Source organism: Sulfurovum aggregans (assembly GCF_055385215.1).
In genome coordinates this window covers 287,937-313,878 of sequence record NZ_AP042387.1, presented here as the reverse complement: position 1 = coordinate 313,878, position 25,942 = coordinate 287,937, and the positions used below count along the sequence as shown (strand labels likewise).

Genomic DNA, 25,942 nt, shown 5'->3' with positions numbered 1-25,942 from the left:
GTGTTCATGGAAAGCTAAAACATTGCCTCCAAAAATAAAAATGAATAAATAAAAGGCAGTAAATGGCAAGTGTTAAAAAAGATATGATACATGTTTATGGTGCAAGAGAAAACAACTTAAAAAATATAAACATCAGTATCCCTAAAAACAAGCTTGTAGTCATTACAGGTATTTCAGGAAGCGGTAAATCTACATTAGCTTTTTCCACACTTTATGCTGAGGGGCAAAGACGTTACATAGAGTCACTCTCAAGCTATGCCAGACAGTTTTTAGGACGGGTAGGGAAGCCTGATGTCGATAAGATAGAAGGGCTTACACCGGCTATTGCCATCGACCAGAAGACAACCTCTAAAAACCCTCGTTCTACGGTAGGGACGATCACAGAGATCTATGATTATCTTAGACTGCTTTTTGCACGTGTGGGAGAACAGCATTGCCATGAGTGTGGAAAGCCTATCTCATCGATGTCCGCAAGTGATATTATCGAAGAGGTACTGAAGCTGCCTGACGGCGCAAAACTTGTCATTATGGCACCACTTGTCAAAGAGAAAAAGGGTACTTTTTCAGATATGCTGGAGTCACTGCGACACAAGGGCTATGTACGTGCTATGATAGATGGTGTAATGGTGCGCCTTGATGATGAGATAGAACTCTCTAAAACGAAGAAGCATACCATTAAAGTGGTAGTCGATAGAGTAGTGGTTAAAGAAGAGAGTCGTGACCGTATAGGGCAAGATGTAGAGAAAGCACTAAAAGAGAGTTACGGAGAGATGGAGATCGAAGTACTAAACTTTGAAGAGTTGGACTTGGACAGACAGCATATTCACTACTCTGAGCACTTGGCATGTTTTGATTGCAAGTTGAGTTTTGAACCTTTGGAGCCCGTAAGCTTTTCATTTAATTCACCAAAAGGTGCTTGTCCTGCCTGTGATGGGTTGGGGATCCGTTATGCCATAGACCTCAAAAAGGTCATAGACCAAGAACTCTCTATTGAGAAGGGTGCAGTCAAAATCATGTACGGTTTTAATAAGAGTTACTATACTAAATTTCTCAATGCTTTTTGTGAACAAAATGATATTGACATTAAAATACCTTACGGTGAACTTCCTGAATATCAACAAAAAGCTATACTTTATGGTATCGGCGGTACGGTTGATTTTACATGGAAGCGTCATAAACTCAAACGTGAATGGCCGGGGGTTGTGAAGTTTGCACATGATATGTTCAAAGATGAGAAAGACCTCTCTGAATATATGACCGAAAAAGTATGTGACAAATGTAACGGACACAGACTTAGACCACGCTCTTTGGCTGTGAAGATAGAGGGCAAGAATATTGCTGATATTATTGATATGCCTATTGAAAAATCTTATGCTTATTTTGCCGACGAGAAGAGTTTTTCTCATTTGAGTGAACAGCAAAAGATGATAGCAGAGTCTATACTTAAAGAACTTCAGGAGAGACTCTTCTTTTTGTATGATGTTGGATTGGGATATATTTCGTTAAATCGTGATGCAAGAACCATTTCCGGAGGTGAGGCACAGCGTATCCGTATTGCTTCACAAATAGGTTCGGGACTTACAGGTGTGATGTATGTACTGGATGAGCCCAGTATCGGATTGCATGAACGCGATACCATGAAACTGATTCGTACATTGAACTCTCTGCGGGATAAGGGAAACTCTGTTATCGTAGTAGAGCATGATAAAGAGACGATTCTTGCAGCGGATTTTATCATAGATATAGGTCCCGGTGCAGGAGAGTTTGGTGGAGAGATAGTCTTTGCAGGGGATGCAAAGAAACTTTCACGTGCCAAAACACTTACGGCTGACTATCTTTATGGTAAAAAAGAGATAGCTTATAGCCATGACAACCCGCAAAAAGAGTGGATAGAGATAAAAAATGTAACCCTGAATAACATTGAAAAACTTGATGCAAAGATACCGCTCAGGAACCTTGTGTGCATCACGGGTGTAAGCGGAAGCGGTAAAAGTTCACTGATACTTCAAACTTTACTTCCTGTAGCAAGAGAGCTGCTTAACCATGCAAGAAAGGTCAATAAAGTAGATGGTGTAGAGATCACAGGACTTGAGAAACTTGATAAAGTCATCTATCTTGATCAAAGCCCTATAGGACGAACTCCGCGCTCAAACCCTGCAACCTATACAGGTATCATGGATGAGATACGTAAACTTTTTGCACAAACGAAAGAAGCAGAATTGAGAGGCTACAAAATAGGACGTTTCTCTTTTAATGTCAAAGGCGGACGATGTGAGAAGTGTCAGGGTGACGGACAGATCAAGATAGAGATGCACTTTTTGCCGGATGTGCTTGTAAGCTGTGACGCCTGTGATGGTACGCGTTATAATGCACAGACAAGAGAAGTGTTGTATAAAGGGAAGTCTATTGCTGATGTATTGGCTATGAGTGTAGGGGAGGCATTAGAGTTCTTCAAAGCCATTCCTGCTATAGCTGTTAAGCTCAAGACACTGACAGATGTAGGTTTGGACTACATTACACTTGGGCAAAATGCAACTACACTTTCAGGTGGTGAGGCACAGCGTATCAAGCTCAGCAAAGAGTTAAGCCGTAAAGATACAGGGAAAACCCTGTATATTTTGGATGAACCTACTACCGGACTTCATTTCGCAGATGTAGACAGACTGACCGGTGTACTGCATCATCTTGTTGAATTGGGTAATTCGGTAGTGGTGATCGAACATAATCTGGATATGGTTAAAAATGCAGATTACATCATAGATATGGGACCGGAAGGTGGAAACAAGGGGGGACTTATTATTGCGACGGGTTCTCCGGAGAAGTTGGCTGAGGAGTATGAACAGACGGGAAGTTATACCGGTGAGTATCTGGCCAAAGAGTTGCTATAGCATCACTCTTTGCCATTTTAGTTTAGACAGCCATCACGGACGACGAAACTGTTTTTTCCCCTTTTTTTGACTTTCATAAGCAAAATTCAGACCCAGTTTAACAATATAAAGCATAATAAAACATGCTATTACTTCATATCCTATGGCCCAGGTCAAGATAAAAGAGGAGTGTTCAAAGAGAGAAAAAAAGAGTTTAGGTTCTCCTCCGGCAATATAAAAGAGAAGAAAAAGAAGACCGGCCAAATAAGGCAGTGAAATAAAATAGATGGCTAAAAACGGTTTTTCAAGACCTTGGGGGAAAAAAAGAGGTGTGTCTGAAAAATGAACTTCTTTTTGTGAGAACTTTGTAGATGATCTGATAGTTTTTTTTAATGGGGGATGCGTTACGGTTGCATGCATTATATGAGTTGATGAGCTCATAGGGCCACTCCTTTTTGCTATTGCAATATTTATTCAAGTGCTGATCTGAACAACCCGGCTGCCTTAAGAAGACCCGTGGTTTTCCGTCCTATTTTCACAAATAGTTTGGCTTTATTTACATATATATAGATAGTAACAATTAATATATTAATATTAAATTAAATCAAGATAGAAATAACAGTTAATAGGTTAAAATACATAAAAAAATAGGCTTTCTTTTGAAAACAATCACTATTATAGATACATTCGGCTTTTTCTTTCGCTCTTATTTTGCACTTCCTCCTTTACGTAATTCGGAAGGCTTTCCTACAGGGTTGCTGACAGGATTTATAAATCTTGTCGATTCACTCCATCGTGATCACAGTACAGATTATTTGGTATTTGCACTTGACAGTAAAGGGAAAACATTTCGAAATGAACTTTATCCGGAATATAAAGCAAATCGTGAAGCACCTCCTGAAGACTTGACAAAGCAACTTCCTATTGCCATAGAATGGATAGAACAGATGGGGTTTGCAAACCTTTCCCGTGAAGGATATGAAGCAGATGATGTGATCACTACAGTGACAAAGTTCGCCAAAGAACAGGGAATGAAAGTACGTATTGTTTCGCATGATAAAGATCTTTATCAGCTTATTGATGACGGTATGGTCGTAATGTATGATTCTGTAAAGAAAAAAGAGGTAGATGAGCAGGCATGTATAGAAAAATTCGGGGTAAATCCTAAAGATTTTGTTGACTTTCAGGCAATAGTAGGAGACAGCTCGGATAATGTTCCTGGAGTTAAAGGAATAGGAGTCAAAGGAGCGGCAAAACTGATCAATGAATTTCATACTCTTGAGAATATTTATGCCAATATTGAAAAATGTGGAACCCCTCGTATACAAAAGCTCTTACTGGAGAGTAAAGAGAAAGCCTTTTTGTCACGTGAACTGGTAACTATGAGAACAGATGTATTTAAAGATCTTGATCTTGAGAGTTTTGTCTTTGAAGACAGAAATTATTTGAGCTGTCTGCTAGATGAATTCGAACAGTATGAGATGAAACAGGCGATCAAAAAGGCACAAGTAGGGCAGAATGAAGCAGGTTGCAGTGATGTGGTCAAGCCCAAGCCAAAAGAGCCGATACTCAGTTTTGAAGCAGTCACTTTAGACAGCAAAGAGAAGTTGGACAGCGTCATAGAAAATATTGAAAATGACACAATCTTAGCTTTTGATACAGAAACTACAGGCTTGGATACCAAAGTAGCAAAGATGGTCGGATTTAGTTTTTGTACGGCAACAGATAAGGCATATTATGTACCTGTAGGACATAGTTATCTTGGTGTAGGAGAACAGGTACACATAGATGATGCGATCGTATCACTCAAAAAACTACTGAAACATAAAGTCGTAGGGCAAAATCTAAAGTTTGATCTCTCTTTGCTCTACAACCAGTACGGTCTTGATGAGGTCACCCCTTATGCAGATACGATGATCATGGCATGGCTTTCAGATCCCGGAAGCAAAGTAGGACTTGATACTTTGGCAAAGAAGTTCTTTAAGTATGATATGAAACCGTTTAAAGAGATGGTGAAAAAAGGGGAAGATTTTTCCGCTGTTTCCATAGATGACGCGACTTTTTATGCAGCTGAAGATGCCTGGATGACCTATCTGCTCTATGGTGCCATCAAAAAGAAGATGGAGCTTAGTTCTCTGACACCTCTTTTAACAGAAGCAAAAAATGTGGAGTATCCTTTTATCAATGTACTTATCCGTATGGAACGCTTAGGGATAAGAGTAGACCAGTCAAAACTACATAGTTTGCAAAAAACATTAAGTGGGGACCTTGCAACTTTAACGCAAGAGATCTATGCACTGAGCGGGTCTGAGTTCAATATCAAATCTACTCAGCAACTCGGTGTGGTACTGTTCCAACAGATAGGACTCAAAGGTGGCAAGAAAACAAAAACAGGGTACAGCACCAATGAAGCTGTACTTCAGTCCCTTAAGGGAGAGCATCCTGTTATAGAAAAGATACTTGAGTATCGGGAGTACCAGAAAATACTCTCTACCTATGTAGATCCATTACTTAAACTTGCCAAGAAGGATGAAGAGAGTCGTATCTATACCTCTTTTGTACAAACGGGTACAGCAACCGGTCGTTTAAGCTCACGTGACCCTAACCTGCAAAACATCCCTGTACGCTCTGCACTTGGACGTTCTGTGAGAGAGGCATTCGTAGCCAGAGAGGGATACAAATTAGTCAGTATAGACTACTCGCAAATCGAGCTTCGCCTGCTTGCACACTTTTCAAAAGATGCTGCTTTAATGGAGGCTTTCAATAATAATATTGATATCCACATGGCTACAGCAGTAAAACTTTTTGGTGAAGATGAAGCTAAAGAGAAACGAAATTTTGCCAAATCAGTTAACTTTGGACTACTTTACGGGATGGGGCCTAAAAAACTCTCTGATGAGTTAGGTATTAGTTCTAGTGAGGCTAAAGAGATTATCATCAATTACTTTGCATCATTCCCTACTGTAAAAAACTTCTTAGAGGGTATCCAGGAGAGAGTAAAGATAGATGGTTACGTAGAGACCATACTAGGTAGAAGACGACTCTTTGACTATGAGAGTGCCAACGGTATGCAAAAAGCAGCGTTTATGCGTGAGTCAGTCAATACAGTTTTCCAAGGGAGTGCTGCTGATCTGATAAAACTCTCTATGAATCAGATAGATGCGATGATACAAGATGAAAAACTAAATGCCTTTATGCTGCTTCAAATACATGATGAACTTATCTTTGAGATCAAAGAGGAAAGCGTAGAGGAGATATCTAAACGTTTTGTACATACAATGGAAAATGTATTAGAGCTTGATGTACCTTTGGAGTGTTCTGTGAGTGTTGGAGATAGTTGGGGTGAACTTAAGTAAGATATCTTCCTAATTAACATTCCGTTAGCATACATGAGCTATAATCGCTTCTTATTAATTTGAAATTTATGCGTATAGAAGGATTTTAAACCATGTTAAAACATATTTTATCCATGAAAATGGCAGTCTTGATGCTGTTTCTTTTTGGAGTATTGGCAGGTGCTGCAACATTTATAGAAAATGATTACGGTACACAAACAGCACAGGCACTCATCTATAAAGCCAAATGGTTTGAACTCTTTTTAGCCTATTTTATAACTATACTGGTATATCAGATAATAAAGTATAAAAGCTATAAGACAAAATTTCCGGTATTCCTTTTCCATATGTCATTTCTCATCATCGCTATAGGTGCACTTATTACACGTTATGTGGGTTATGAAGGTATTATGCACATCAGAGAAGGGAAGTCAACAAATTTAATGGTTTCCGATGTAAAAATACTGCAATTTTATGCTAAAAGTGCTGATAAAAATGCTTCTTTGGAAAAAGAGTTGTATTTCTCGACAATGACTAAAAACAGTTTATCCGAAAGCTTGAAACTAGGTGATAAAAAAGTAGATATTGAGTTGGTTAAGTATCTACCTACAGCGACTCAAGAGCTTGTATCGGATCCTCATGGTAAAACACTCTTGGAGTTGAAAGTCTCGGCAGGTGGTCAAGGAAAGATACACTATTTTGAAAAAGGAAGTATCAAGGATTTTGGTGGTTTCTATGTGGCGTATAATACGGCAAATACAAGAACAGATAAACCGACATTCATGATAAGCGGTGAAGCAGGTTCTTTGAAAGTACATTTCCCGTTTATCTTAAAAACACTCAATATGGAAACGAAAGAGTCGGCTGAGCTTACGGCCGGTGACAACAATCTTACACGAAGAATGTTATATCGTTTTGGAAGTAATGCGATAGTCTTAAAGTCCATACATGAAAAGGCCAGCTTGAAAACTGTTTCACATGATATTAAAACACAGTCCGGCCAAGCAGAATTCATTCAACTTAAAGTAAGTGTAGGTGATAAAAGTCAAGTTGTGACCTGTAAACCAAGAAAAGGGCAGACAGGTGAGTTGAAAAAACTTACACTGGATGGTGTGGATATAAGTTTGCGTATCGGTGCAAAGATCATAGAGTTGCCATTTTCCATTAAGCTGGAGAAGTTCAAGTTGGAACGATACCCCGGTTCTATGACACCTGCATCGTATGCAAGTGATGTCGTGCTCATAGATAAAGAGCAAAATATCAACATGCCGTATAAAATTTATATGAACCATATCTTAGACCATAGAAATTATCGTTTCTTCCAATCCTCTTATGATCCTGATGAGAAGGGAACAGTACTTTCTGTCAACCATGACCCGGGAACACTCCCGACATACATAGGGTATATTTTAATGACACTGGGGATGCTCTGGAGTCTGTTCATTCCGAACGGAAGGTTCCAGAAACTTCTGAAAGGAGCAAGAAAACTGCAGGAAGGTGCAGCAGTAGCGGTACTTTTTATGCTGTTGGCTTTTGTTCCGCAAGATGTGAATGCTGCCTCGCCACAGCTTGATCTTCAACAACAAAAAGAGATGCAAGCGTATGATCCTGCCCATGCAAAAAAGTTTGGGATGCTTGCTGTACAGGATCATCAGGGACGTATGAAACCGATGGATACTGTGGCGCATGAAGTCATTGCCAAAATTACAGGAAAATCCTCACTTTTTGGCTTAGAGCCTACGCAGATGTTCATAGGTATGGTCTTGCAACCGGAGCTTTACCAAAATATACCTATGATTAAGATAGGACATAAAAAGATAGCCCTTGATCTGGGCTTGCCTGAAGATGCAAAATTCGCAAAATTTACAGACTTTTTCAGTAAAAAAGACAATAGTTATAAAATTTTTAAAGCAGTTACTGATGCAAGCAGAAAAAAACCGTTGGAAAAGACACAATACGATAAAGAGCTAATTAAAATAGATGAACGTGTTAATGTCTCCTATATGGCATACCAGGGTACTTTGATGCGTATCTATCCAAAACCAAACGATGAAAACAATAAATGGTTCGCACCTATGGATGCGTTAAAAGCCTTTGCTCCGGAAGATATACAAAAAGTAAAAATGAGTATCTCTGCCTATTTCATGATGGTGGGTCAGGCACTGGAAACAGGAAAATGGGAGAATGCCGATCTGGCTTTAAGAGGTATACAAAAATATCAACAAACTTATGGTGCAGCGGTACTTCCAAGCCCGAAACATATAGAGATGGAGATCTGGTATAACAAGCTGGGACTCTTTGGTAAGCTGGTACCACTCTATCTACTTATGGGACTTCTTCTTGTGTTTGCTTTCATCAATGTGATCAAACCGGCTTTCTCTATGAAATGGATCATGCGAGGAGCATGGACCATTCTTATTGTAGGGTTTACTTTACATATCATAGGGTTGGGTATACGCTGGTATATCGCAGGGCATGCACCATGGTCCAATGCCTATGAATCCATCGTATTTATTGCAGCCGCTACGGTCTTTGCCGGGATCGTCCTGGCAAGAAAATCACCATTTGCATTGGCCGGTACTGCTATTTTGGCAGGTATTACGATGGGTGTGGCACATATGAACTTTATCAATCCGGAGATCACAAACCTTGTACCGGTCCTTAAATCGTACTGGCTTATGATACATGTGGCAACGATCATCTCTGGTGATGGTTTCTTTGGATTAGGATCTATTTTATCACTATTAGTGCTTATACTCTTTATTATGAGAGGTAAAAATGGTAATGAAAACATAGACCGTTCCATTAAAGAGTTGACGAACCTTTCAGAGATGGCACTGATCATAGGGCTTATGCTGCTTACTATCGGTAACTTCCTTGGCGGGGTATGGGCAAATGAGAGTTGGGGACGCTACTGGGGCTGGGACTCAAAAGAGACTTGGGCAGCAGTAACCATTCTTATCTATGCCACAGTATTGCACCTTAGATTTATACCGGCACTCAAATCTACATTTATTTATAATGTAGCGGCTACCTGGGCATACTCCACGGTACTCATGACATATTTTGGGGTGAACTATTACCTCTCAGGACTTCATTCCTACGCAGCAGGTGACCCGGTACCTATTCCTGTATGGATCTATTATGCTATAGCAGGATTATTTGTTTTAACAGTTTTAGCAGCAAGAAATAGAAAGCTAAAATAGTTTTCTGCTGTAGTGTGGGGGAAAGGCATCCCGGAAGAGATGCCTTTTGGGAGCCCACGCTACTTAAGAATCCTCTTTATTGCCTCAGAACAGATCGTTAACCCAAAAGCACCGGTTACGGCTACACATGACCCTTTCTCTTTGCACTTATCTTCTTCAGGAGAGAAGACTACAGTAAAATTCCTGTCAAATTTTGCTTTTTTAAGTTCGTTTCGTATTTTTCTTGCGAGTGCATCTCCATGGGTTTTCCAGATGGAAGCTACTTCTATTTGGTTGGTCTCAAAACGTTTGGCGGAGCCTACGGACATAATGAGTTTTTTGTAACATTTTTTGGCAACTTCTATTTTTACTTTTGTAGTATCTGCCGCATCAATAACGATGTCATAAGGTTCAAAGTCGAAGCCTTCTACCCAGACCATATCCATTTTCTGATGTATGGTCTGTATACCGGGGTAGAGTCTGGCCAAGGTTTCTATTTTACTTTCTCCTACAGCTTCTGAACCTATTTGCCTGTTCTGGTTTGTTTCATCGTAACGATCGTAGTCCAATATGGTAATGTCACTCACCCCGGAACGGTACAGGCAGTCAAGAGCATAAGAGCCTACCCCACCCACACCTAAGATGAGTATCTTAGCTTTTTGTAATCTATCAAAGTCTTCCTCTCCGAAGAGCATGCGGCATCTTTCAAACCTCATTGTTAAACCTTATCATATCTGTTTAAACAACTGGTCGTGTGAGCACTCTGCTGAAGAGGGTATAGCATCAGCAATCTTTTCGTAAAGAATTTGCCTAGATGGCAAGTTCTTTGCAAAAGACAAAGATAGGCTTTGCTCAAAAAGCGTTCTATTAAATGGTAACTCACAGCCACGACTCCAAAGATGAAATATCATCATAACTGGTCATATCGAGATGTATAGGTGTAATGGATATATAACCATCATTGATGGCTTCAAAGTCTGTAACATGTCCTTTGGTTTCCATCCATCCCAGTGCAGGTAAGCCTATCCAGTAGTACTCTTTTCCTCGTGGATTGTAGTGCACTTCCGCATCATGTGCATAGAGACGATTTCCGGCACGTGTGACTTTGAACCCTTTACATTCTGAAGAGGGAATAGGTGGAATGTTGATATTTAAAAATTTACGTGGAGGAAGAGGGAACTCACCATCAAAGATCTTTTGTACGAGGGCAGCTATGCTCTTTTTAGCCAAGTCATATCCCAGTGTTTCAATGCTTTCCCCACTATTTTTGTATACTTGGGAAATGGCAATAGCAGGGATCCCCTGAAGTACGGCTTCCATAGCGGCAGAAGCAGTACCTGAATAGGTAATGTCCTCTCCCATATTTGAGCCGATATTGATACCTGAAATAACAATATCAGGTTTATTTTCTTTAGTGAAAAGTTTGGTAAGTGAAAGAAAGATACAGTCTGAAGGGGTACCGTCATCCAGTTTATAGAAATTTTCTCTGAGATGTACGAAATGTAATGGTTTGGTAAGTGTCAGTGAGTGCCCGCAGGCTGATTTTTCTGTTGTCGGAGCTACTACTGTAACGTGTCCCAGAGGTTCAAGTGCTTCGACTAAAGATTGAAGTCCCTGAGATTCAAAACCATCATCATTTGTAATTAAAATTTGCTTTATTTGCTTCATTTGTTTACTTTTTGGATTATTTTAGCGCTATTATAACCTTTTTGGTATAATACACGCAATATATATAAATCAATTATTTTAAAGGATATATCGTGCAAAAAGAGCCGATGTTAAGATCAACATATGTGAAGCTTTCAGAAGAACTTGAACAGTTAAAATCTTTTGAGAGAGGTGTCATTGCCAAGGTGATCGATGAAGCAAGAGAATTGGGTGATCTTAAGGAAAATGCAGAGTATCATGCAGCCAAAGATAAGCAGGGGCTTATGGAAGCGCGAATTGCAGAGCTTACTGATGTGGTAGGGCGTGCACAGATTGTTGACCCTTCTACTTTAGCACATGAACGTATCTCTTTTGGCTCTACGGTACTGCTTACTGACCAAAATACAAATGAAGAGATAAAATATACTATTGTAGGGGGACAAGAGTCAAATCCTGCAAATGGTCTTATCTCTATTCAGTCTCCAATGGCTAGAGCATTGATAGGTAAAGAAGAGGGTGATGAAGTAGAGGTGACACTACCAAGTGGTAAAAGAACATATGACATTGAAGAAGTGTTCTATGAAGAGATAATTATAAAGTAAAGAGGAAGATATGGTAAATGTAGGTGTAGTAGGGGCTAGTGGATATACCGGACTTGAACTGGTAAAAATGTTGGTAACGCATCCAGGGTTTCAACTTACATATCTTGCAACCACGCATGGTGATACAACTATAGAAACACTACATCCTTCTTTGGAAGATGTTATTAGCTTTCCTGTAGAAAAAGCGGATGTTGCATCAGTTGCTGAATGTTGCGAACTTGTCTTTCTTGCTCTTCCTCATAAAACCTCAATGGGTTTTGCGAAAGGACTTTTGGATAAAGGTGTAAAAGTAGTGGATCTCTCTGCAGATTATCGTTTAGAGCTTGATACCTACGAAGAACATTATTGTGAACATGAAGATAAAACACGTTTGGATGACTCTGTCTATGCCCTTATTGAGTATTACAGAGAAGACCTAAAGAAAGCGAAATTGGCTGCAGGACCAGGCTGTTACCCGACAGCAACACTGCTTGGTATATTGCCTTTTATCCCTTACATTGATACCTCTGCACCTCTTTTTGTGGATGCAAAGTCAGGCCTGAGCGGTGCAGGAAAGAAGCTTTCAGAAATGACAAGTTTTGTAAATATGAATGAAAATATCTTTGCCTATAATCCACTTAAGCATCGTCATGCACCGGAGATAGCAGAGAAGATAGAGAAGATACATGGAGCCAAGATGAATGTCAACTTTGTACCGCATCTCATTCCTGCGACAAGAGGGGAGCTGGTGAGTGTATATGCAACGCTGAAAGAAGATATAGACCCTCTGGAAGTGCTTAAAGAACATTATGAAAATGATCCGTTCATCCGTATACGTGAAACACCTGTAGATATCAAAAGTACAGCCGGAACACATTTTTGTGATATTTTTGCAGCGAAGAACGGTAATGCTCTTTTTGTGAGTTCAGCCATAGACAATCTTTTAAGAGGTGCCAGTTCACAGGCTCTCGCTGCTGCAAACCTTATGTGCGGATATGATGAAGGTATGGGAATACCAGTCATCTCTTACGTTCCGTAATCGATGAAGTGAAGAGTGAAGCGTGAAGAGTGAAGAGATAAAAGAAGGGGCGATCTTCATCGCTGATTCTCATTATCCGCATCATGGAGATGCTTTTTTAGAGCTTCTTAAAAAGTTGGAAAATGGTGAGATCAAGACTTCTCAGCTCTTTTTGATGGGTGATAATTTTGATCTGCTCTTTGGATACAATGACTTCATCCAAACTTTTTCTTCCGAAGCAATAGCATTACTGCGTAAACTTTCTACAAAGCTGGAGGTACATTATTTTGAAGGCAACCATGATTTTTGTCTCAAAGAGGTTTTTCCGGATATCCAAGTCTATAGCAGAGAACAACAGCCTGTCATGTTTAAACTTGAAGAGAAAAAAGTAGCCATCTCTCATGGTGATAAATATGTTACAGGTTTTGGCTATAATCTCTACTGTAAAGTCTTGCGAAACAAAACCATACTGACACTACTCAAACCTTTCCAAAAAGCTATTATCGACTACAATATGCAAAAACTCTCTCAAAAAAAGATCTGCCATACTTTTGAAGATTTTGATAAAAAGGTAGAGAATATACTGGAGTACTATAAAGAGGCTGATCTTGTGATAGAAGGACATTTTCACCAGTCGAAAGTGCTAGGCAAATATGTCTCTTTACCCTCCTTGGCATGTCAAGGGCAAGTAGGAGTGATAAAAGAGGCTGAAATGCTCTTTATAACACTGTAATGGTCTATCTTTCACTCTTTGCTGTTGCTTTTGGAGCTGCCACACTTTTGCCACTGGGCAGTGAAGCACTTTTCCTTTACGATATTGAACAGGGCTACAGCTTTTTTTTACTGTGGCTCTTTGCGTCTGTAGGTAATACGTTGGGTTCTATGGTTAACTACTGGCTAGGATTAAAAGGGGAAGCCTATCTTGAAAGAAAAGGGCATTTATCTACACAGAAGATGGATAAAGCAAAAGGTTTTTTCGATAAGTTTGGAGGGATGACGCTACTTTTGTCCTGGGCACCCATCATTGGGGACCCGTTGACCTTTGTTGCGGGGGTACTACGCTACAACTTTAAGTGGTTTGTACTTATTGTCTTTGTAGCCAAAGCGACACGTTACGCAATGATCGGTTTTCTTCTGCAGAGTTTATCTGTATAGAAACTGCCAAACGGTACAAGTGATAAAACAAAGTAGAGCATTGCTTCTTTTTTACTAAAGGGTACGTCACGAGTAGCTTCTAAAAGTTGATAGATAAATACTAAAAACAGAAATCCATGTAACATTCCTGCTATTTTCGTGGCCATTGGGTAACCAAATGCATATTTGAGTGGCATAGCAACAAAGAGTAAGATAATAAAGGAATATCCTTCTATTTTATTGATAAGACGAAATTTTTTTAATTCAGACATATTTTCTCCTATTTTTTTTTGGGAGTATAGCAAAAGATGTTTAATGAAGCTGTAAATATTTATTTTTTAGGTTATAATTGTTCTATATTAAAAGGGGGAGTGTATGAAAAACAATAAAATGTCTATTGAAAATATAACAGAATATGATTTCAATATTATCGAGATGGTCAAAGAGGGATTTCGTCGTATTGAAGGAGTAAAAGGAATATTCCTTGCTGCATTTGCCATATATATTACTGTTGCGATCATTATGCAAATGATATTGGGATTTTTCTTTCCTTCCCCGCCTGTACCTGCCGAACCTGATCTGCTGAACCAACAGATCGTTACGATCTTAAGCTATCCTGTACTTATGCCGCTTATGGCCGGTATCATAATGCTTGCTATCAATGATTCCCGTGGAAAAAGTATTGAGCTTGGATCCATTTTCAAGTATTACCATCTCATGGGTAAATTGGCATTGGCTTCCATTCTTATTTATATTTTAACGGTAGTAGGTTTTATCTTTTTTATTTTGCCTGGTATTTACCTCAGTATTGCTTATGTATTCGTTCTTCCTCTTATTACAGACAAAGGTTTGGAAGTATGGGAGGCAATGGAGCTTTCAAGAAAAGCAGTTACGAAGAACTGGTTTAAGATCTTTGGGTTAATGCTGTTTTTGAGTCTTATTTTTGCTCTGGGTATATTGACATTCGGTATTGGACTTATTTGGGCCGTACCTTTAATGTTCATTACACTCTATGGTTTGCTTTATCCCCTGATCTTTGACAGAATTGAAATATAGGCAATCTGTCGGACAGATCAAAACAGCTAAAGAATATATGGATAAATGATTAAAGTTGCAGAAAAAACAGGTATGAGAGTGAAACTGTAGATACGGCTTGTTTTTTGCTATATAGTGTACTATAATAAAATAATATAAGCAGTGTTTTTCTCTCATAGCAGGTTTGGAAAGTAAGGAGTGGATAGAACCATGAAAAGTTTCAATACATACTATACTGACCAAGAATCATTGGAGTTATTTATAGAAGAGAAGAATATCCAAAATTCTTCTTCCCTGTTAATACAGATTTTTTCCGGTTTGATCGATAAAATGTTTATAAAGACTCTGTTAGCGGAGTTAACGCTGCTGTTACCCGATGCTGTAATCATCGGGAGCAGCACTGATGGTGAAATCCTGAATGGAAAAGTTTCATCTGAAAAAGTTGTTTTGAACTTTACACAGTTTGAACATACCACTCTGAAGTCAGCTGCAGTCCAGCATAGAACAAATGGGTATTACAGCGGTCAATATCTTGCAAAAGAATTGATCGGTGAAAATACCAGATTGATGATCGCCTTTGCAGACGGCCTGCATACAAACGGGGAAGAGTTCCTGAATGGTATTGTATCTGTAAATGATGAAGTTATTGTTGCAGGGGGCCATGCGGGAGATGACTTTGCCTTTACAAAAACATTTGTTTTTACAAAAGAATATATTCTTGAAGAGGGTGCTGTAGCTGTTACTCTGAACAGTACCAGATTACAAGTCCATACTGATTACAGCTTCAATTGGCATCCTATTGGAAACGAACTTACAGTGACTAAAGCGGAGGGAAACCGTGTGTATACGATCGATGGAAAGAGTGCAGTAGATACGTATGCCTACTATCTGGGAGAAGAGATTGCCAAAGGTCTACCACGGATCGGAATTGAATTCCCTCTTATTGCCAATCGTAACGGTTTGGATATTGCACGGGCAATAATGTCAAAGGAGGACGATGGTTCTTTGATCGTAGCAGGGAATCTATATACAGGGGAGAAAGTCAGGATCGGTTTTGCTGATACTAAAGATATTATTTATGCATCACAAAATATTGTCAACAGGGTTTCAGCTAAACCTTCTGAAGGAATTTTCATTTATTCGTCTACAGCACGAAAATATTTAATGAAAGGTGAGATCGAATCTGAGATCCTGCCCCTGCAGGAAATATCTCCTGTAGCAGGTTTTTTTACTTATGGAGAGTTCTTCACATTAGGTAAGAAAGAGCTGTTGAATCAATCTATGACTTTAGTTTCATTAAGTGAAAGCAAGAGTATAAACAGAATAACGCAAGTTACAAAGGAAAAACAGATCGATGTCAATAACGCTTCTATTGATGCACTGACACATCTGATCAGAATTACCAGTAAAGAAGTCAAAGAGAGAACCGAAACACTTAAAAAAAGCAATCAGTTGAATAAGCGACTGAAAGAACGTATGGAATTAGCACTGGTTGGGAGTAAAACAACAGTTTTGGATTGGAATTTCAATGATAACAGTTTATATATTTCTCCCAGATGGAAAGAGATGCTTGGATTTTCTGATGATGAACTGCCGAACAGTACCTTAACCTGGAGATCACGGGTACATCGGGATGATAAAAAGATCGTTCTTTCATTACTTAAAAAGTATCAGGGCAAGAAAATAAAATATTTTGAGAACAATCATAGGCTCAGACATAAAGACGGGCATTGGATATGGATATTGGGCAGAGCACAAATACTGTATGATGAAAAAGGTAAAGCAGTGCGTATGATAGGTACCCATACTGATATTACCGAAGAGAAAGAATTGCAACTGAAATATGCCCATCAGGCACAAATTATCGAGCAGATCCATGATTCTGTGATATCGACTGACCTTGACGGATATATCACCAGTTGGAACAGGGGATCTGAACAACTGCTTGGATATGCAGCTGATGAAATGATAGGAAAACATATTAGGATACTCTATTCAAAAGAAGACTTTGAGTCCTACCAAAACAGTATTAAGAGGCTGATGCAAAGAGGTGAATGCAAGTCAGAGATACGTTTAGTTAAGAAGTCAAAGGAAAGTATACTGGTAGAACAGTCACTTTCTATTTTAAAAGATGAAAATGGAGAACCCATAGGGATAGTATGCTATTCCCAGGATATAACCGAACGTAAAAGATCTGAAGATGAATTAAAAAAACAAAAGAATATTTTACGTTATCAGGCACATCATGATACATTGACAGGTCTTCCTAATCGTGTATTGTTCACTGACAGGCTGGAACAGGAGATTGAAAAGGCAAAACGTTATGAAAAAGGGTTTGCACTTATGTTTATCGATCTGGATAAATTTAAGCATATCAATGATTCCCTGGGGCATGGAGTGGGAGACAGTGTTTTAAAAGAAGTAGCAAGACGTCTTAAGGGTATTCTTCGAAGTGAAGATACATTGGCACGTTTAAGCGGTGATGAATTTACAGTGATCATGAAAGAGTTGATACAGCCGGAAGATGCTTCCTTGCTGGCTGAGAAGATCCTTGAAACTTTGGCAAAGCCTATGTATATCGATGACCATATGCTTTATGTTTCCGGAAGTATAGGTATCAGTCTCTACCCGCAAGACGCAACAGATGCCCAGTTACTGCTTAAGTATGCAGATACAGCTATGTATAAAGCAAAAAAAGAAGGACGCAATACTTTCCAGTTCTATTCATCAGAGATGACAGAATTCGCCTTGGAACGTATGGCCATGAAAACCGGTTTACGGCAGGCTATTGATAACAAGGAGTTCGTTATCCATTATCAGCCGCAAATAGATGCTTCAACCGAGAGATTGGTAGGACTGGAGGCTTTGGTAAGATGGCAGCACCCGACAATGGGCTTCCTTTCACCTGATCAATTTATCCCTTTGGCTGATGAAACAGGGATGATCGTCAGTATTGACCAGTGGATGATGCATACGGCAATGAAACAGATCAGTCAATGGTACAAAGAGGGGGTAATGCCAGGAGTACTTTCCTTGAATATTTCTATAAAACACTTAGAAGGTAATGATTTTGTGGAAAAGATCAAAGAGGCTATGAAAACCTATGATTTCAAAGCAGAGTGGCTGGAATTGGAGATCAGTGAAAGACAGATGATGAAAAAAGCTGAAGAGGTTATTGAAAAACTCAACAAGATAAATGACCTGGGTATAGGGATATCGATTGATGATTTTGGAACAGGATATTCCTCTCTTTCTTTTCTGAAACGTTTACCGATCAACAGGCTTAAGATCGATCGATTGTTTATCAGGGGGATACCAAATGAGGAGGAAGATGCAGCTATTGTCAAAGCGGTCATCGCACTTGCAGAGAGTTTCAAACTTGATATTATTGCCGAAGGTGTTGAGACAGAAGCTCAAAAAGAATTTCTTTTGGATTGCGGTTGTAAAAACATACAGGGGTATTACTATAGTGAACCGGTTCCTGCAGATAAAATAGAAAAAAAATATTTTTGATATTCTTACCGGGGGTCTTTATGTCATGTAAAAATAGATGGATATTTTCCTGAAAAGAGAGAAAAAGGTATCTGTTACTATTTAAGGTTCAGAGGGAAACCCGTTATGAATCCTGTGGTCTGACCGGATATTCCCTATAAAACAGTATTGAAGATTTTGATAAAGAATCATAGGGTATCTGTTTTTTTAGGAGGCCTTGTAATCAGAATATCTTTTATCGGACGATGAACCATGGATTTAAAAGGTTTTCTTTGTTGTAAAGAAGCTTTTCATCTGTTTCAAACTGTATCACTTCTTTTCCGGCTTCTAAAACAAGTGCATGTGCCGCACCTGTATCCCATTCCATTGTCGGTGCCAAGCGGGGATATATGTCTGCGGAACCTTCTGCTACCATACAGAGTTTTAAAGAGCTTCCTTTGGAGACCTGTTCGATCTTTTCGGTTGTTTTTGCAAGATCATCAATAAAGGTTTGTGTCTCTTCTGAAAGATGGGATTTTGAAGAGACTACATTTAAAGATATTTTCGGAGATCTATTCATTTGCAATGGCATTCTTTGTTGGTTTTTAAAAGCACCTTCCCCTTTTTTTGCTTTGTACATATCACCCAGAGCAGGGGCATATACCACACCCAGAACAGGTGTGTCTTTATGGATCAACGCTATATTTACTGTAAATTCACCATTTTTCTTAATGAACTCTTTTGTCCCGTCGATAGGATCGATCAGCCAAAAATATTCCCAATGCCTGCGAATACTGTAGTCTACAGTTTTATTTTCTTCAGAAAGAAGAGGGATATCAGGATATATTTTCTCAAGTGCCTGGCAAATGATCTCATTTGATCTGGTATCTGCTTCGGTCAATGGTGATTTATCATCCTTGTAATCGATCTGAAAATCTTTATTATAGATTTCCATAATAGCATCGCCTGCCTCTTTGGCAATGATTACGATCTTATCCAAATCTATTTTCTCAAGCATGTAAATATCCTTTTTCCTTTAAATAATCTATGATCTGTTCGGTTACTTTTTCAATACTTATTTGATTATTCATAATATGTATTTCCGGCCTTGCAGGTGCTTCATACGGTGAACTGATGCCTGTAAAATTCGTGATCTCTCCTTTGCGTGCTTTTTCATAAAGTCCTTTGGGATCCCTGCTTTCGCAGACTTCCAATGGTGTATCTATAAAGACTTCTATAAATTCACCTTCTTTTACAAGAGAACGTACCATATCCCTTTCTTTTTGAAAAGGTGAGATAAATGCTGTCAGTACAATAGTACCTGCATCTACAAAGAGTTTGGATACTTCACCGATACGGCGAATATTTTCAATGCGGTCTTCATTAGAAAAGCCTAAACCCTTGTTCAGCCCCATGCGGATGTTGTCACCATCAAGAAGATAGGTATGCTTACCCAGCATATTAAGTTTATTTTCTACGGCATTTGCAATGGTGGATTTACCGGAACCACTTAATCCGGTAAACCATACTATACATGGTTTTTGCTGCTTGATATCAGAGCGTTCTTTTTTGCTGACATGATGGTCATGCCATACGATATTCTTATTTGACATAATGCTTCTTTACATATTTGATAATGATATCAGCAGCTTCATCAGCACTTATCTGATCTGTATCTATGACTATTTCTGCATGTTCAGGTTCTTCATACACGTCATTTACACCGGAAAAATTCTGATATTCCCCTTTAAGTGCTTTTTCATAAGCACCTTTATAGTCACGTTTTTTACAAGTTTCAATATCAGCTTTAATATAGACAACAATATTGTTTTTAACCATCTTTCGGATCGCTTTTCTTGATTCTCTGTAGGGAGAGACAAATGATGCTACAGTAGAGATAGAATTGTTTTGCAAAGTTCTAATAAGATTCCCTATGCGGTACATATGACGGTTTCTGTCTTTCCTGCTGTAGCCAATGTCAGGAATGAGGTCCCGTATATCTTTCGAATCAATCCGTTCCAACGGGATTTGAAGGATTTTCAATTCGCTATATACCTTATCTGCGATCGTTGTTTTTCCGCTGAGAGGGAGCCCTGTGAACCAAAGATTGAATGGATCGATCTTTTTCTTTCCCCAACGTATTTTAAACCATATACGTTCATGTGCCCAGTAAAGTCCGACTTTTAAAACCGTTTCTATAAGTCCAGCAGCAATCGCAAGATCCAAACGACCAAAAAATATATAGACAATAATAATGGTCGTTGATGTTGCTACTACACGCCAGCTGATGCCCTTGGCAATGGAACGGGTATTGGTTTCTCTGTACATTAGACTGTTTTACATTCCCATTCCGGAAAATTATCACGGATGTATTGGTTTAGAGCTTTTTCTGCATCTGTATACTGTTTTTCAGCCAACTTTACAGCATCTTCATCACGTCGGCTGACACCTACGATCATACCGGCACCAACCGTATTGTTCGTGATACGATCCACAACAATAAAACTCCCTGTCAGACGGTTCATTTCATAAGCATCTGCAGCAATAGGCCCTGTCAGTAGCATTTTACAGGAAGCAATATCATTTAAAGCCAATTTATGAACCTGTGCTCTCTCATACGTATTGACATCAACTTTATAGTTGATATGCTCAAAGCTGCCGGATACTACTGAGGTTGCCCGTTTGATATCATAACTGCGTCCCGGTTCCATTGGTTTCTCATCCATCCAGACAAGCATTACTTTAAGGCTGTTTGAGACCCGTGGCAGATTTTCAGTATGCACGATCATATCACCGCGGCTGATATCTACTTCATCTTCTGTTGTGATCGTGATCGCCATTGGTGCATAGGCTTCTTGTGTTGTGATATTACGATCTGCTTCAGTAATGTCTCCGGCATTAATGATACTTTTGATTCTGGTCGTTTTCCCTGAAGGAAGTATAGTGATCTCATCACCGACTCTTACACTGCCTGCTGCAACTGTTCCGCAAAAACCTCTGAAGTTAAGATTCGGACGGTTGACATACTGTACGGGAAATCTGAAATTCTCAGCTTTTACTGCTTTACTGATATCCATACTGTCCAGAAGGTTAAGCAGAGTTTGTCCGTTATACCAAGGTGTATTCTCACTCTTATCCACAACATTGTCCCCGTTAAGGGCACTGACAGGAATATAATAAGTGTTTTTGATACCCAGTTCATCAGCCAGCTCACTGTAGTCCTGTGATATTTTATTATAGACCTCTTCACTGAAGTCAACGAGATCCATTTTGTTAATGGCTACGATAACATGTTCAATACCGAGCAGATTCACAATGAAACTGTGACGGCGTGTTTGTGTCAAGATACCTTTACGGGCATCAATAAGGATAATTGCTACATCTGCTGTTGATGCACCGGTAACCATGTTACGTGTATATTGCTCATGGCCGGGAGTATCTGCAATGATGAATTTACGGTTCTCGGTTGTAAAGAAACGATATGCTACATCAATAGTAATGCCCTGTTCACGTTCACTCTGCAGACCATCTACTAGCAGTGCCATATCGATCTTTTCACCGGTTGTACCGTACTTTTTACTTTCACTTTCTGCAGCAGAAAGTTGATCATCAAAGATCATCTTTGAATCATAGAGCATACGACCGATCAGAGTACTTTTCCCGTCATCTACACTTCCACATGTTAAAAAGCGGAGCATATCTTTGTTCTCGTGTTCTTTAAGATAGTTGATTATATCCATTAAAAATATCCTTCGATCTTTTTGAGTTCCATGGCACCTTCCTGATCCTTGTCGATCAGACGGCCTTCACGTTCACTGCTGGTAGAGAGCAGCATTTCTTTGATGATCTCCGGCAGGGTGGATGCGTGTGACTCTATTGCACCGGTAAGAGGATAGCAGCCTAATGTTCTGAAACGTACCATCTCATTTTTGGCTTTCTTGCGCAACTCCTCCGGAACACGTTCATCATCGACCATTACTTTTGTTCCTTCGTATTCGACCACTGGCCGTTCTTTTGCGAAATAGAGTGAAGGGATAGGAATACCTTCCAGGTAGATGTACTGCCAAATGTCAAGTTCGGTCCAGTTTGAAATAGGAAAGACACGGACACTTTCCCCTTTCTGAATAGCAGTATTGTAGACATTCCAAAGTTCCGGACGCTGATTCTTAGGATCCCATCGGTGATGTTTGTCACGGAAAGAAAAGATACGTTCTTTAGCACGTGACTTCTCTTCATCCCGACGAGCACCGCCTATTACTGCATCATAGCCGCCTTTGTTCAGTGCCTGCTTCAGTGCTTCGGTTTTCATAATATCAGTATGTATTTTACTGCCGTGTTCAAAAGGAGAGATATTCATGGCTACCCCCTCAGGATTCGAATGGACGATCAGGTTGAAACCCAGGTCTTTTGCACGTTGGTCCCGAAACTCGATCATCTCTTTGAATTTCCATAGGGTGTCAACATGTAGAAGAGGGAAAGGAAGTTTGCCTGGAGCAAACGCTTTCATGGCAAGATGGAGCATGACAGAAGAGTCTTTCCCTACAGAATACATCATTACCGGATTTGTAAACTCCGCAGCGACTTCCCGTAAGATATGGATCGACTCTGCTTCAAGCTGTTTGAGATGTGTCAAAGATTTGGCAGTGAGCATGTATAGCCTTTTATAATTTATCTAAATTTAATCCATTTTGTATCATTTGAATCAAGAACTGTATGGCAACAGCAGTATTTTATTCAAAAGTTTCCGACAAGAGATATAGAAGCAAGGTACAATCGATTGTTGAAAGCTTAATTAGGGATGCCCTGCATTGCAACATCTATATTCTGATAAAGGAATATTATATCGAAATAGAACTAAGAAAAAGCCGGCTTTTTCATTGGCTCAGAGAGTGAATACCTTGAATTCCTCAATGGTGCCTCTCTATGGTGTTACTTGTCTTTTCCTGTAGAATTCTGCCTTGAATGCTTCAAACCGGTCTTCGAGAATAGCCTCTCTCATCTGTTTCATCAGATCAAGATAGTAGTAGAGATTATGGATGGTGGCAAGTCTAAAGTATGTGATCTCTCTTGCACGGAAGAGGTGTCTTAGGTAAGAACGAGAATAGGTTTGACATACCATACAGTTACACTCTGGGTCTATGGGTGCTTCATCAGTGGTGTAGCAGGCTTTTTTGATGTTTACTTTTCCAAAGCTGGTAAAGAGTGTACCGTTTCTTGCGTTTCTGGTAGGCATGACACAGTCGAACATATCTACTCCACGTGAGACATTCTCTACCAGGTCTTCAGGAGTTCCTACACCCATAAGATAACGGGGTTTGTCTTCAGGCATGAACTGGGTTGTCCACTCTACCGTATCGTACATATCCTGGTTGGCTTCTCCAACACTGAGCCCACCTATGGCAAAACCGTCATAGTCTAAAGCACAGAGTTCTCTGGCTGACTTTTCACGGAAGGCTTTGTCTGTACCCCCTTGGATAATGGCAAAGATATTTTGTTCGACACCTATACCTTTTTTCTGGTTCGCCCTATGGTAGTCGATTGACTCTTCCGCCCATCTGGTAGTACGCTCGATGCTGGCTTTTATACGCTCTTGTGTAGCAGGGAGGGCGACAAGATCGTCAAGTATCATCATAATATCCGAACCTAAGTTGTTTTGGATGTCTATGACTTTTTTAGGCGTGAAGTAATGCTTGCTCCCGTCCAGGTGACTTCTGAAAGTAATGCCGCCTTCATCTATCTTGACATTGTCAGAGAGAGAAAAAGCTTGAAATCCACCGCTATCGGTAAGAAAACTCTTAGGATACTTCGTAAAACCATGTAGTTTACCCATAGTTTTGATTACTTCATCTCCCGGACGTATGTAAAGGTGGTATGTGTTTCCCAGGATGATCTGCGGTTTGATGAAAGTAGCTAAGTCTGTAGCATCAAGGGCTTTAACGGCACCGACTGTACCAACCGGCATAAAAACAGGAGTTTGTATGGTAGAATGAGCTGTTTTGATGGTACAAGCTCTTGCTTTACCATCTATTTTATCTATCTGAAATTGCATTGTGTTATAATATCTCCCAAAATAATAGTGCAATTGTATCTACTTTTTGCTACATTTTAAAATTGCATCTTGAAAATGGAAACTTTTGTCCCACTTTCAAAAATAAAAAAACAAAGAACTATATGAAAAATATACTTATCCTCGCTGATGGCAGCATCGCTAAACATTTCATAGAATGGGTCAGCAGAAAAAGAGTAGCTGAGAACAAATACTATGTAACATCTTATAAAGAAGGTGTAGTGCCGGAAAACATGGGTAAAAATATCTCTTTGATCCATGCAGATCCTACCAGTTTTTCTAAACTGAAACACATTATGGATGATGTTAGATACTCAAATATTTTTATTGTTATGGAAAATATTGAAGATGCTGACTATTCACTCAAAAATATACGCCTTATTGATGATAAGATCAGGGTTATCCTTGTAAATCAATGGGATAATGCAGAAATAGGGCGTGACCTGGAAAATATAACTATTCTTCATAGCGATGAACTACTGGCAGCACATTTGTATGATCATCTCCCAAATGTACCTGTTGTCGCACAAAATGTAGGACTGGGACGTGGAGAGATCATGGAGATCCATGTACCTTTTGGAAGCTCTTATGCCTATAGGCATGTAGGTTCCATTCTGCAGCGTAAATGGAAGATAGCCGCGGTTTACCGCAATGAAAAACAGATCATCCCCACCAATGCAACCATGATACGTCCCAATGACACGCTTCTTGTTCTGGGTAAACCTATTGTACTTGATGGTGTGTATAAGACCATTAACAAAAGAATGGGATTATTCCCTGAGCCATTTGGTAAAGATCTCTATTTACTATTGGATTTCAGGCATGACCAGGAAAATGCAATACTGTATCTTAAAGAGAGTATTTATCTTTTGGAAAAGCTTGAAGAGAAGTCACTTTATGTTCGGATACTTTATCCAAATAATTTTGGACTTATAGATGAGATAAAAGCTCTGGAATCAGAAAATGTAACACTCTCCATCTGTTATGAGGAGGATGATATAAAAACACTTATAGAGTATGATATCCATCAGCATGATATCGGCCTTGTACTCAACAGTATCGAGACATTTGAAACCGATGATCTGAAGGAGATACTGTATGATCTCAGAAAACTGGTCTATCTTTTTGGCGACAATCTTCTTTATAATATCAAAGAATGTGTGATACTTATGAATGAAAATGAGAAGATGGAGTCTATCTCTTCTACGGCATTTGATATTTCTGAATCACTTGACCTTAAACTGACCCTTGGAGATTTTGATCCTGAAGGGGACTTTGAGAGTAAAAAGATGATCATTGAACATTATGAGACCCTGACACATATATTCAATATGGATATCAATATCGAACAAAAGGTTGCAAACCCCATTCGGGAGATCTCCAATATGAAAAATATACTGCAGATCGCACCTTTTGAAAAAGAGCTTAACACAGATAATTTTATAAAGCTTGTTTCAACAAAAGTCCAGGATTTCCTTCTTACCACAAAGAGACATCCGAAATTACTTGTTCCATTTGCTTTAAGTGAAGGATGATTCTCTTCATAATTGGAGAGTGTCCCTGCTGCACTGCAAAACAGAGATGTTTTTAAGGGCATTTAAG

Annotated in this window: 20 protein-coding genes and 1 riboswitch; of the genes, 10 read left to right on the top strand and 10 right to left on the bottom strand. The window is 39.4% G+C overall.

The annotated features are described in order from the left end of the window. The first annotated feature begins 62 nt into the window (after positions 1-62). Positions 63-2,888, top strand: a complete 2,826-nt coding sequence (uvrA, locus tag ACZ48W_RS01455) for an excinuclease ABC subunit UvrA (RefSeq protein WP_464829123.1) — start codon at positions 63-65, stop codon at positions 2,886-2,888. 33 nt (positions 2,889-2,921) lie between these two features. Here uvrA and ACZ48W_RS01450 read toward each other — a convergent pair whose 3' ends face one another. Further along, on the bottom strand, positions 2,922-3,308 hold the full coding sequence (locus ACZ48W_RS01450) for a hypothetical protein (RefSeq protein WP_464829121.1): 387 nt from the start codon (positions 3,306-3,308) through the stop codon (positions 2,922-2,924). 45 nt (positions 3,309-3,353) lie between these two features. Then, positions 3,354-3,428: riboswitch (cyclic di-GMP riboswitch) on the bottom strand. Between the two features lie 98 nt (positions 3,429-3,526). On the opposite strand from ACZ48W_RS01450, the gene polA reads away from it, so the two are divergent. Beyond that, positions 3,527-6,223 carry a DNA polymerase I gene (polA, locus tag ACZ48W_RS01445; protein ID WP_464829119.1) on the top strand — a complete coding sequence of 899 codons (2,697 nt, stop codon included), beginning with the start codon at positions 3,527-3,529 and terminating at the stop codon, positions 6,221-6,223. Positions 6,224-6,315: 92 nt separating this feature from the next. After that, entirely contained in the window at positions 6,316-9,408 is a 3,093-nt protein-coding gene (locus ACZ48W_RS01440; RefSeq protein ID WP_464829117.1) for a cytochrome c biogenesis protein, read from the top strand. 59 nt (positions 9,409-9,467) lie between these two features. Here ACZ48W_RS01440 and ACZ48W_RS01435 read toward each other — a convergent pair whose 3' ends face one another. Together ACZ48W_RS01435 and surE are read right to left on the bottom strand one after the other, a co-directional pair. Next, entirely contained in the window at positions 9,468-10,103 is a 636-nt protein-coding gene (locus ACZ48W_RS01435; RefSeq protein ID WP_464829115.1) for a tRNA threonylcarbamoyladenosine dehydratase, read from the bottom strand. 163 nt (positions 10,104-10,266) lie between these two features. After that, positions 10,267-11,055 carry a 5'/3'-nucleotidase SurE gene (gene surE / locus ACZ48W_RS01430; RefSeq protein ID WP_464829111.1) on the bottom strand — a complete coding sequence of 263 codons (789 nt, stop codon included), beginning with the start codon at positions 11,053-11,055 and terminating at the stop codon, positions 10,267-10,269. Positions 11,056-11,147: 92 nt separating this feature from the next. Between surE and greA the strand changes: the two genes are divergently transcribed. From greA to ACZ48W_RS01410, 4 genes are read left to right on the top strand one after another with little or no spacing between them, the layout of a single operon-like run. Further along, positions 11,148-11,636, top strand: a complete 489-nt coding sequence (gene greA / locus ACZ48W_RS01425; RefSeq protein ID WP_464829109.1) for a transcription elongation factor GreA — start codon at positions 11,148-11,150, stop codon at positions 11,634-11,636. 10 nt (positions 11,637-11,646) lie between these two features. Further along, a complete protein-coding gene (gene argC, locus ACZ48W_RS01420; protein WP_464829107.1) occupies positions 11,647-12,654 on the top strand; it encodes an N-acetyl-gamma-glutamyl-phosphate reductase in 1,008 nt (335 codons plus the stop codon). A gap of 22 nt (positions 12,655-12,676) precedes the next feature. Further along, the gene (locus tag ACZ48W_RS01415) at positions 12,677-13,366 is read left to right on the top strand and encodes a metallophosphoesterase (RefSeq protein ID WP_464829105.1); all 690 of its coding nucleotides are present in this window, start codon (positions 12,677-12,679) and stop codon (positions 13,364-13,366) included. After that, positions 13,366-13,788, top strand: a complete 423-nt coding sequence (locus tag ACZ48W_RS01410) for a YqaA family protein (protein ID WP_464829103.1) — start codon at positions 13,366-13,368, stop codon at positions 13,786-13,788. The genes ACZ48W_RS01415 and ACZ48W_RS01410 overlap by 1 nt, the downstream gene beginning before the upstream one ends. Here the strand turns inward: ACZ48W_RS01410 and ACZ48W_RS01405 are convergent. Next, the gene (locus tag ACZ48W_RS01405; RefSeq protein ID WP_464829101.1) at positions 13,746-14,039 is read right to left on the bottom strand and encodes a DUF3817 domain-containing protein; all 294 of its coding nucleotides are present in this window, start codon (positions 14,037-14,039) and stop codon (positions 13,746-13,748) included. The genes ACZ48W_RS01410 and ACZ48W_RS01405 overlap by 43 nt on opposite strands. 103 nt (positions 14,040-14,142) lie before the next feature. Here ACZ48W_RS01405 and ACZ48W_RS01400 point away from each other — a divergent pair, with 103 nt between their 5' ends. Beyond that, positions 14,143-14,823 (top strand): hypothetical protein, encoded by a 681-nt coding sequence (locus ACZ48W_RS01400; RefSeq protein ID WP_464829098.1) that lies wholly within the window; start codon positions 14,143-14,145, stop codon positions 14,821-14,823. Between the two features lie 189 nt (positions 14,824-15,012). Then, positions 15,013-18,315, top strand: a complete 3,303-nt coding sequence (locus tag ACZ48W_RS01395) for an EAL domain-containing protein (RefSeq protein ID WP_464829096.1) — start codon at positions 15,013-15,015, stop codon at positions 18,313-18,315. Between the two features lie 214 nt (positions 18,316-18,529). Here ACZ48W_RS01395 and cysQ read toward each other — a convergent pair whose 3' ends face one another. The 6 genes from cysQ to tgt all read right to left on the bottom strand — a co-directional run bounded on the left by cysQ (position 18,530) and on the right by tgt (position 24,322). Then, positions 18,530-19,291 carry a 3'(2'),5'-bisphosphate nucleotidase CysQ gene (cysQ, locus tag ACZ48W_RS01390; RefSeq protein WP_464829094.1) on the bottom strand — a complete coding sequence of 254 codons (762 nt, stop codon included), beginning with the start codon at positions 19,289-19,291 and terminating at the stop codon, positions 18,530-18,532. Beyond that, entirely contained in the window at positions 19,284-19,886 is a 603-nt protein-coding gene (cysC, locus tag ACZ48W_RS01385) for an adenylyl-sulfate kinase (RefSeq protein WP_464829092.1), read from the bottom strand. The genes cysQ and cysC (ACZ48W_RS01385) overlap by 8 nt, the downstream gene beginning before the upstream one ends. Continuing rightward, positions 19,876-20,601 (bottom strand): adenylyl-sulfate kinase, encoded by a 726-nt coding sequence (gene cysC / locus ACZ48W_RS01380; protein WP_464829090.1) that lies wholly within the window; start codon positions 20,599-20,601, stop codon positions 19,876-19,878. The genes cysC (ACZ48W_RS01385) and cysC (ACZ48W_RS01380) overlap by 11 nt, the downstream gene beginning before the upstream one ends. Next, positions 20,601-22,013 (bottom strand): sulfate adenylyltransferase subunit CysN, encoded by a 1,413-nt coding sequence (cysN, locus tag ACZ48W_RS01375; RefSeq protein WP_464829087.1) that lies wholly within the window; start codon positions 22,011-22,013, stop codon positions 20,601-20,603. The genes cysC (ACZ48W_RS01380) and cysN overlap by 1 nt, the downstream gene beginning before the upstream one ends. Continuing rightward, the gene (cysD, locus tag ACZ48W_RS01370) at positions 22,013-22,924 is read right to left on the bottom strand and encodes a sulfate adenylyltransferase subunit CysD (protein WP_464829084.1); all 912 of its coding nucleotides are present in this window, start codon (positions 22,922-22,924) and stop codon (positions 22,013-22,015) included. Before cysD ends, cysN begins: the two co-directional genes overlap by 1 nt. Positions 22,925-23,194: 270 nt before the next feature. Continuing rightward, the gene (gene tgt / locus ACZ48W_RS01365; protein ID WP_464829081.1) at positions 23,195-24,322 is read right to left on the bottom strand and encodes a tRNA guanosine(34) transglycosylase Tgt; all 1,128 of its coding nucleotides are present in this window, start codon (positions 24,320-24,322) and stop codon (positions 23,195-23,197) included. Between the two features lie 122 nt (positions 24,323-24,444). Here tgt and ACZ48W_RS01360 point away from each other — a divergent pair, with 122 nt between their 5' ends. Further along, a complete protein-coding gene (locus ACZ48W_RS01360; RefSeq protein ID WP_464829079.1) occupies positions 24,445-25,875 on the top strand; it encodes a COG3400 family protein in 1,431 nt (476 codons plus the stop codon). Positions 25,876-25,942: the final 67 nt, after the last annotated feature.